Raw genomic sequence first — 8,463 nt, 5'->3', positions numbered from 1 at the left:
CATTTAATCATTTGCTTTCAAAATGATACTTACAGTATGTATGGATTATTCTTCAAAATCAACTGAAATATAACATGATAAAGTTAAAAAGAATTTAAAATAAGCCTGTAACAAAATTCTATTGTCACAGGCGATAAATACATAATTATTAAAATTTAAGCCATTCAGTATATTCTTCATATAAATCATCGAAGACTGACATAGATAGAGTAAAATCACCATGAGTTTCGATATATTCAGATAGTTCGTTGAAATCATTCTCATGGCGTGGGAATGCTAAATCTTCAAATATTTGTTCAGCCAATTTCCCTTTATCATCTTTTCTACCTCTAACTGTCATAGCGAACTGATAAAATGAATAATTTTTCATTAGTTCATTGTCACATCAATGACTTTTGTTTCACCTTTAACTGCTGCTTGAACATCATCAAAATGAATTGATGCTGCTTGATCAGAATTAGTAATAATTACAGGAGAAATAACTGATTTTGCATTATTTTTAATGTATTCAACATCGAATTTGATAATTGGATCTCCAACTTTAACATTGTCACCACTATCTAATAATACTTCAAAACCTTCACCGTCTAATTGAACAGTATCTAATCCGATATGAACTAATAATTCAAGTCCATTTTCAGCTTTTAGACCAATAGCATGTTTTGTAGGGAAAACATTATCTACTGTACCTTCGATTGGTGATACCACAGTACCCTCTGTTGGGTTAATACCAAATCCTTCGCCCATCATTTTCTGAGCAAATACTGGGTCTGGAATGTCTTCGATTTTAACGTATTCACCTGATAATGGTGAATAAACTTGAATATTTTTATCTACTTCTTTACTTTTACCGAATAATTTTTTAAACATTTTGTTCCACTCCTATTTCTCAAAGTGTTGTATTAAGTCACCGTAACCTAATTCTTCTAATTTGTCATATGGTATAAATTGAATTGATGCTGAATTGATACAATATCTTAAACCGCCTTTATCTTTAGGGCCATCGTTAAATACATGTCCTAAATGACTATTTGCATCTTCAGAACGTACTTCGGTTCTAACCATACCAAACGTTTTATCTACTAGCTCGATAATTTCTTCATCGTCGATTGCTTTCGAAAAGCTAGGCCAACCACAATCAGATTCGAATTTCTCTTCTGAAGTGAATAATGGTTTGCCAGACAATTTATCGACATATATACCTTTTTCAAAATGATTCCAATATTCATTTTGAAATGGAGGTTCTGTTCCATTTTCTTGTGTAACAAGATACTCCATATCATTTAATTCATCTTTATTCTTCTTAATCATGTTGAGACCCCCAATGTGATTCTATAAATGCTTTTCTGCCTGAACCTCGTTGATATTGTTCGTAATGTTCAGGATTTTTCTTATAGTAATCTTGATGATAGTCTTCTGCAGGATAGAAGTTTTTATATGGTTTAACTGGAGTAATAACAGGTTTCTTAAAAATACCTTGTTCATCAATTTGTTGTTTCTTAAGTATTGCAGCTTTACGTTGTTCTTCGTCATGGTAAAAAATGATAGGTTGATAACTTTCACCACGGTCGAAAAACTGACCCCCATCGTCTGTAGGGTCAAATGTTTTAAAGTAAACATCTAAAATATTTTCAAATGAAGTTATTTCAGGATCATAGGTAATTTGCACAGCTTCTACATGACCAGTTTGATTAGTACATACTTGCTCATAAGTAGGATTTTCTACATGCCCACCACTATATCCAGAAACAACTGATTTAATACCAGGATATGATGTGAATGGTTTTACCATACACCAAAAACAACCTCCAGCTAACGTTGCATAAGCCATTTGATTGCCTCCTTCCTATTTTGTTAATAATTTACGATATTATATTAAAGAAATAAAGATAAACGCTCAAAAGTTTATAAATATCTATATATTGGATTAGTTTTCGCGAACAACAACCAATCCAATAGCGCCTTTACCTGTATGTGTTGAAATGACAGGTGTTGTAACATTTACATCATAATTATGGAAATTAAAAGCTTCTGTAAATGTATTTTTAACTTTATCTACAAAATCCATGGCATTTGCGTGAGTAATACCTACTGATTTAAGTTTATGATTTTCAATGAATTCAGAAATTTCTTTTTTTAAATAATTGATACTAGTGTTTTGTGTTCGAGCGTTGTGAACGAGTTCCAATTTACCATCATTGAGCGTACCTATAGGTTTGATTTTCATGATATTACCTATAAGTCCTTTAGTTTTACTTATACGTCCACCTTTAATTAATTGATTTAATTGGCCAATTACTACAAATAACTTAGTGTTGTCTTGCAACTTTTTAACACTATCAACAATATCAGATGTTGACGTACCTTCTTCGATAAGTTCAACGATATGTTTAATTTGATAAGCTAGACCGTTAGAAATAGATTTGGAATCAATTACAGTGACATTAGCATCTACCATTTGACTAGCTTGGTAAGCTGTATTATACATACCGCTTAAACCAGAAGATAAATGTATGCTAATAATTTCTACATCATCTTTACCAAGTTTTTCATAAACGTTAATTATTTCTCCGATAGAAGCCTGACTTGTTTTAACATCAGCATCTTGTTCTAAATAGTCAATATATTCCGAAGATGTAATGTCAACTTGGTCAACATAAGATTTACCATTAATTGTAAGATTTAATGGGATGACATGGATTGCGTTTTCTTTTAAATAACTTTGAGGTAAATCTGAAGTAGAATCTGTAACGATAACTTGCTTAACCATAAATAGTCCCCCTATGATTTTTTCCTTATTAAATGTAAAAATGTATGTGGAATAGTATTTTTTTCGTCTAGTTCGCCTTCAACTGAGGACTCAACTTCCCAATCTTCAAAAGTATAACGAGGAAAGAAAGTATCTCCTTGAAACTTACCATTAACCACAGTTATATACATATCGTCTACTTTATCAATCATTTCTTCAAACAAAGTTTGGCCACCGAATATAAACACATGACCTGTTAAATCTTTTATTTCTTCAAAAGAGTGAATAACGTCCACACCTTCAGGATGAAATGACTTATTATTAGTCAAAACAACGTTACGTCTATTAGGTAAAGGTTTGCCTATAGATTCATATGTTTTTCTTCCCATAACTAATGTATGACCTGTAGATAATTGTTTAACATGTTTAAGATCATTAGGAAGATGCCATGGTAATTGATTTTGATAACCTATGACTCTTTGTTGATCATGTGCGACTAAAATAGATAATGTCATTTCATTGTCCTCCTTGATATGTGGGCATTAGTGTATCGATTTCATAAATTAAATGTAACATAAATTGAATACAATTCGTTACTATTAGGTAGTAATTAAGGAAGTTTTCTAAAGATAAATTTGAAAATTTGTAAAATACTTATCAATATTAAGATTAATTTAAAAATTATACTGCAATTGGTGCCTTGATAGCTGGATGAGACTCATAGTTAATTAATTCTATGTCTTCATAGTCGATATCAAAAATAGATTTATCTGAGTTAATTTTGATTTGAGGTGGATTGAAACTATCACGAGAAAGTTGTTCTTGTACAGCATCCATATGATTTGAATAAATATGTGCATCACCAAAAGTATGGACAAATTCCCCAACCTCTAAACCGCATTCTTTAGCTATTAAATGAGTAAGTAAGGCATAGCTTGCAATATTAAATGGAACACCTAAAAAGATATCTGCACTACGTTGATATAATTGACAACTTAATTTTCCATCTTGTACATAGAATTGGAACATCGTATGACACGGAGGTAATGCCATTGTATCGATTTCAGTTGGGTTCCAAGCTGAAACGATATGACGGCGTGAATTAGGATTTTGTTTAATTTGCTCGATAACAGTTTTAAGTTGATCAAAATGGTTGCCATCTTTATCTTCCCAATCTCTCCATTGTTTACCGTATACATTTCCTAAATCACCATATTTTTGTGCGAACGTATCATCAGTTAAAATTTTCTCTTTGAATTTCTTCATTTCAACTTTATATAATTCGTTAAAATCACTATCTTGTAATGAACGATGGCCAAAATTTGTCATATCTGGACCATGATAATCATTAGAATTAACATAATTTTCAAAAGCCCATTCATTCCAAATATTATTATTGTATTTTAATAAATATTGGATATTTGTATCCCCTTTGATAAACCATAATAATTCTGTAGCTACAAGTTTAAACGAAACTTTCTTAGTCGTTAATAAAGGAAAGCCTTTGGATAAATCAAATCTTAGTTGATGACCAAATTTTGAAATTGTGCCTGTATGTGTACGATCATCTCGTTGATTTCCAATGTCTAAGATTTCTTCACAAAGACCGTGATATGCTGCGTCGAATGAATTGAACATGGTTGTATACATCCTTTCTATATTTTATGTAATGAAGTGGAATCCTATTATCTTTCAATAGTCACATTAATATTATTATACTGGTAATTAGACGCATAAAAAAGTATGAAACAAGATATTTGATAAAATTAATGAAGGGTCAATTTTTCTTATTAATAAAAAAGCGATACAGGACACTCAAATTAATATGAGCCTCCCGTATCACTCTAATCAGCATTATTTTGTTTCACAATAATCGTCGAATGCATCTTTTAAATCCATTGCGATATCGTTAATATCTCTACCTTCGATATGTTCTCTAGGCATGAAATGAACGAGATTTTGTCCTTTAAATAATGCGAATGAAGGACTTGAAGGTACTTGTTGAATATATTCACGCATTGTTTCAGTAGCTTCTTTATCTTGTCCTGCAAAGACAGTTACTTTATGAGTTGGTTTAGCTTCATTTTGTTCAGCAACTGCTACTGCTGCTGGGCGTGCTAAACCTGCTGCACAACCACAAGTAGAATTAATAACAACAAATGTTGTATCGTCTTCATTTACATTATTCATATATTGATTTACTGATTCACTAGATTCTAAACTTTCAAACTGATGATCTGTAAGTTCAGAACGCATTTGTTGTGCAAGTTCTTTCATATATTGATCATAGGCATTCATAATTTTATGCTCCTTTTAGTAATTATTAGGATTTATTTCTATTAGCGATTTGTTTCCAAACTGATCCTAGGGCTTCATCCCCATTTTCTATTCTAGAAATGGCCATTTCAATTTGTAATTTAACTTCATACGCTGGATCATTAGCATGTGCTTTTAAGCTATCTAGCTGTTGCTCGTTTCCTTCATCAAAAATAAACATAGCAGCTCTCCAACGAACGATTTTTTGAGGGTCATCTAGTGCTTTTTCCATTTCTGGAAGTGCTTCTTTATAACCTAAGTCACTTAAACAATCCCCTGCAGTTCGTCGTACGGCAGGACTCTTATCGTGTAACCCTTTATAAATATAAGGTAAAATGTCTTTATCCTCAACCATACCTAGTAAAACTACAGCCTCACGACGAAGCGGAATCTTTTCCTCATTTAATGCATAATCTAATAAAGGAATATCGTCAAAAGTCGGCGTTGGAAATGCTTTAAGCATACGTAATTTTTCTTTCCAATCAGAAGCTTGTTGAAATTCAGCTAATGTTACATGTTTATAATGACTTTCGGGGATAACAATATCTGTTTCTAGTGCTTCGTTAACTAATTGTTCTATTCTTGACGCTGGGTATAACGCTAATATTTCTTCATAAACGTCATCCATGACTTCATCTATGTCGCCATATCGTATGCCTAAATTTTCCCATTTTCTTAGAAAAACGACATTATCATTATCTTTTTGAGCTTTTAGCATATTGTCTACATAAAACTCTGGCAATTGTTTACGTTTTTCATCTTGCTGAGTTGATAATTTAATTTGATATGGTATACCCTTAAACATTAATGCTTCTGCCTTAATCTCGCCATAATGTTCATCTGGTTGATACTCTTGATTCTCATTTTTTTCATTATTTAGAGTAGATGTAATTAATGGCAAAACATTCTCCCAATCGGCTTTAGGTTGTTTATCTATAGCTAGAAAATCCATAACATGGAAAATAGACTTAACACCTTCAAGATTTAATAAATCATTAATAAATTGAGGTTGTTGTTCGTTTACCTCAGTATAAGTATTTGATTTATTATCTTGCCTCTTTTCAGATAGAACAATTTTCATAGTATTAGGACTCGGTGTAGGTTCTACACGTAAAATTTCCATAAATGTGTCCCTCCATGAAATTTAATTTAATTATTGGTTGAATTTATCTTCAATTTGAGGAATAAGTGTATTCCAATCAGCTTGATCCTCTTTATCTACAGAGATGAAATCCATAACGTAAAAAATAGATTTCACACCGTCGATGTCGAATAATGCATTGATGAATTCAGGTTGCCCTTCTTGAGCTTCTGTATAAGTATTTGATTTCATATCTTCACGTGATTCATTTAAAGTGATTTTCATAGTGTTGTGGTTTGGTGTTTCTGAAATTGAAACAATTTCCATATTAACTACCTCCTATTGAAGTTCGTTTCCAATTTGTTTGATTTGTTTACCAATTGAACATTCATTGATACAAAAATGATGTGCCTGCGTCTTATTTTCAGTCTTTCTTATATGCGACTTTAATGGACATTGATGACAATACGTAGTCAATAATTGATCAATTCGATTTATAGCTTGTTGTTCGGAATAAGTAAGTATATTCTCAACTCCCTTTAGCTATAGCGTTTATTATGTCGCAAATAAAGAGATACATTTAGTTTTTAATACTACCTCAATCATTCACATGTAAACATTATAGCATTTATTATGGATGGATTAACAATAATCAATTTGCTATTAAGAACCACAAATTTAATTAACGTTACGTATTGCATTAGTAACATTTTTCAAGTAAAATGGTTAAGTTATTTTAGCGGTTTCTAAACACCCGCATTAACAAAATTTAGGAGGAAAAGTATATGTATAATGAAATTTTTGGAATAGCTACGTTTTTAGTAACGTTTATTTTAATGGTAGTGATGTATCGATTGTTTGGTAAACATGGTTTAATAGCTTGGGTAGCAATTGGTACAATTATTGCTAATATTCAAGTCATCAAAACTGTAGAAATATTTGGTATTTCAGCTACTTTAGGTAATGTCATGTTTGCGTCTATTTATTTGGCTACTGATATATTGAATGATATTTATGGAAGAAAGGTAGCTAAACGCGCAGTGTGGTTAGGATTTTCTTCAACATTAGTTATGATTATTGTCATGCAAATGTCATTACATTTCATCCCTGCTCCAGAAGACACAGCTCAAAGCGCATTTCATGCCATTTTTGATGTCGTACCACGAATTGCATTAGGTTCAATCGTTGCATATATTATCGGACAACATATAGATGTGTTTATCTTCTCACTAATTAAAAAAATATTTAGTTCTGATAAAACATTTATTATAAGAGCATATGGTAGTACTGTAATTAGTTCTATCATTGATACTGCCCTTTTCGTATCTATCGCATTTATCGGAAGTTTACCTGGTATGGCAGTATTTGAAATATTCATAACAACATATGTATTAAAACTTGTATCTACTATTTTCAATGTGCCATTTGGCTATATTGCGAAATCATTTTATCGTAAAGGTAAAATTAGTAAATTGGATGAAGGTTATTAATATATAGTGGCCACACGCTTTACTTAATTTATAATTGAGTTGAAGCGTGTTTTTTATTTATATAAATCCATAATTTGATGTTTTTAATTGAAGTATTTTTAAATTACTGTTCTTTTGATTAAAATAGATATTATGATTTAGATTGTAAGGAATTTTGATATAAGCAGGTGTGAAAATGGCAAAAATTAATTTTGACGCAGCGACAAAAGGTAATCCTGGAATGAGTACTTGTGCTATCGTCATTAAAGAAGATGATCAACATCATATTTTCACTCATGAATTAGGTGAAATGGATAATCATAGTGCTGAATGGGCAGCGTGCATTCATGCATTGGAACATGCAAGAGAACTAAAAGTAAGTAATGCCCTTCTATACACAGATTCGAAGTTGATAGCGGATAGTGTTGATGCGGGATATATTAAAAATGCAAAATTTAAACCCTATTTTGAACAATTAGAATTATTAGAAAGAGATTTTGAGTTATTGTTTGTAAAATGGGTTCCTAGAGAACAAAATAAAGAAGCTAACCAACATGCACAACAAGCTTTATTTAAATTGTTAAAGCGTAAATAGTAAAAAGAAGATGCTGGAATATAAATCTTAAAATAATAGCACTAAGATGATTTATTTTAATCATCTTAGTGCTTTCTTTATATCCAATACTTCGTATTGCATGGCTTCGATATGCCCAACTTGCTTTGCTTGTAGAAACTGATTTAATCAGTTTCTCTGTGTTGGGTCCCTTCCCATGGTACAGTTTCAGCCAGAAATACTACACAGATAAATCTGTGAGAATTTCTAAGGTCTTCAACTAGTACTGTTCCCT

General features: G+C 31.4%; 13 protein-coding genes. 2 read left to right on the top strand and 11 right to left on the bottom strand.

Annotated features, from left to right (window positions below; translation table 11 throughout):
• Positions 1-148: 148 nt before the first annotated feature.
• The 11 genes from CD121_RS11000 to CD121_RS10950 form a co-directional block, all read right to left on the bottom strand.
• The gene (locus tag CD121_RS11000) at positions 149-370 is read right to left on the bottom strand and encodes a YozE family protein (RefSeq protein WP_017638011.1); all 222 of its coding nucleotides are present in this window, start codon (positions 368-370) and stop codon (positions 149-151) included.
• The gene (locus CD121_RS10995) at positions 370-870 is read right to left on the bottom strand and encodes a PTS sugar transporter subunit IIA (protein ID WP_126568289.1); all 501 of its coding nucleotides are present in this window, start codon (positions 868-870) and stop codon (positions 370-372) included. The genes CD121_RS11000 and CD121_RS10995 overlap by 1 nt, the downstream gene beginning before the upstream one ends.
• A 12-nt stretch (positions 871-882) precedes the next feature.
• Positions 883-1,311 (bottom strand): peptide-methionine (R)-S-oxide reductase MsrB, encoded by a 429-nt coding sequence (gene msrB / locus CD121_RS10990; protein ID WP_017638013.1) that lies wholly within the window; start codon positions 1,309-1,311, stop codon positions 883-885.
• A complete protein-coding gene (gene msrA / locus CD121_RS10985; RefSeq protein ID WP_017638014.1) occupies positions 1,304-1,831 on the bottom strand; it encodes a peptide-methionine (S)-S-oxide reductase MsrA in 528 nt (175 codons plus the stop codon). Before msrA ends, msrB begins: the two co-directional genes overlap by 8 nt.
• 96 nt (positions 1,832-1,927) lie before the next feature.
• A complete protein-coding gene (locus CD121_RS10980) occupies positions 1,928-2,770 on the bottom strand; it encodes a DegV family protein (RefSeq protein ID WP_017638015.1) in 843 nt (280 codons plus the stop codon).
• A gap of 11 nt (positions 2,771-2,781) precedes the next feature.
• Positions 2,782-3,264, bottom strand: coding sequence for a dihydrofolate reductase (locus CD121_RS10975; protein ID WP_017638016.1), 483 nt, complete (start codon positions 3,262-3,264; stop codon positions 2,782-2,784).
• 166 nt (positions 3,265-3,430) lie between these two features.
• Complete coding sequence (locus CD121_RS10970; protein WP_017638017.1) at positions 3,431-4,387, bottom strand: thymidylate synthase; 957 nt, start codon at positions 4,385-4,387, stop codon at positions 3,431-3,433.
• 216 nt (positions 4,388-4,603) lie between these two features.
• A complete protein-coding gene (gene brxA, locus CD121_RS10965) occupies positions 4,604-5,047 on the bottom strand; it encodes a bacilliredoxin BrxA (protein WP_029055347.1) in 444 nt (147 codons plus the stop codon).
• 25 nt (positions 5,048-5,072) lie between these two features.
• Positions 5,073-6,188, bottom strand: coding sequence for a conserved virulence factor C family protein (locus tag CD121_RS10960; protein ID WP_029055346.1), 1,116 nt, complete (start codon positions 6,186-6,188; stop codon positions 5,073-5,075).
• 30 nt (positions 6,189-6,218) lie between these two features.
• Positions 6,219-6,473 carry a NifU N-terminal domain-containing protein gene (locus tag CD121_RS10955; protein ID WP_017638020.1) on the bottom strand — a complete coding sequence of 85 codons (255 nt, stop codon included), beginning with the start codon at positions 6,471-6,473 and terminating at the stop codon, positions 6,219-6,221.
• Positions 6,474-6,485: 12 nt separating this feature from the next.
• Positions 6,486-6,671: a zinc-finger domain-containing protein gene (locus CD121_RS10950; protein WP_081581220.1), complete on the bottom strand. Its 186-nt coding sequence runs from the start codon at positions 6,669-6,671 to the stop codon at positions 6,486-6,488.
• Positions 6,672-6,931: 260 nt separating this feature from the next.
• Between CD121_RS10950 and CD121_RS10945 the strand changes: the two genes are divergently transcribed.
• Positions 6,932-7,636, top strand: coding sequence for a queuosine precursor transporter (locus CD121_RS10945; RefSeq protein ID WP_017638021.1), 705 nt, complete (start codon positions 6,932-6,934; stop codon positions 7,634-7,636).
• A 175-nt stretch (positions 7,637-7,811) separates the two neighbouring features.
• Positions 7,812-8,210, top strand: coding sequence for a ribonuclease HI family protein (locus CD121_RS10940; protein ID WP_029055345.1), 399 nt, complete (start codon positions 7,812-7,814; stop codon positions 8,208-8,210).
• The last annotated feature ends 253 nt before the right edge of the window (positions 8,211-8,463 follow it).

Source organism: Staphylococcus pasteuri (assembly GCF_003970495.1).
Taxonomy (GTDB): Bacteria; Bacillota; Bacilli; order Staphylococcales; family Staphylococcaceae; genus Staphylococcus; species Staphylococcus pasteuri.
Note: the sequence above shows the minus strand (reverse complement) of the source record. Positions and strands in the feature narration are given on the sequence as shown.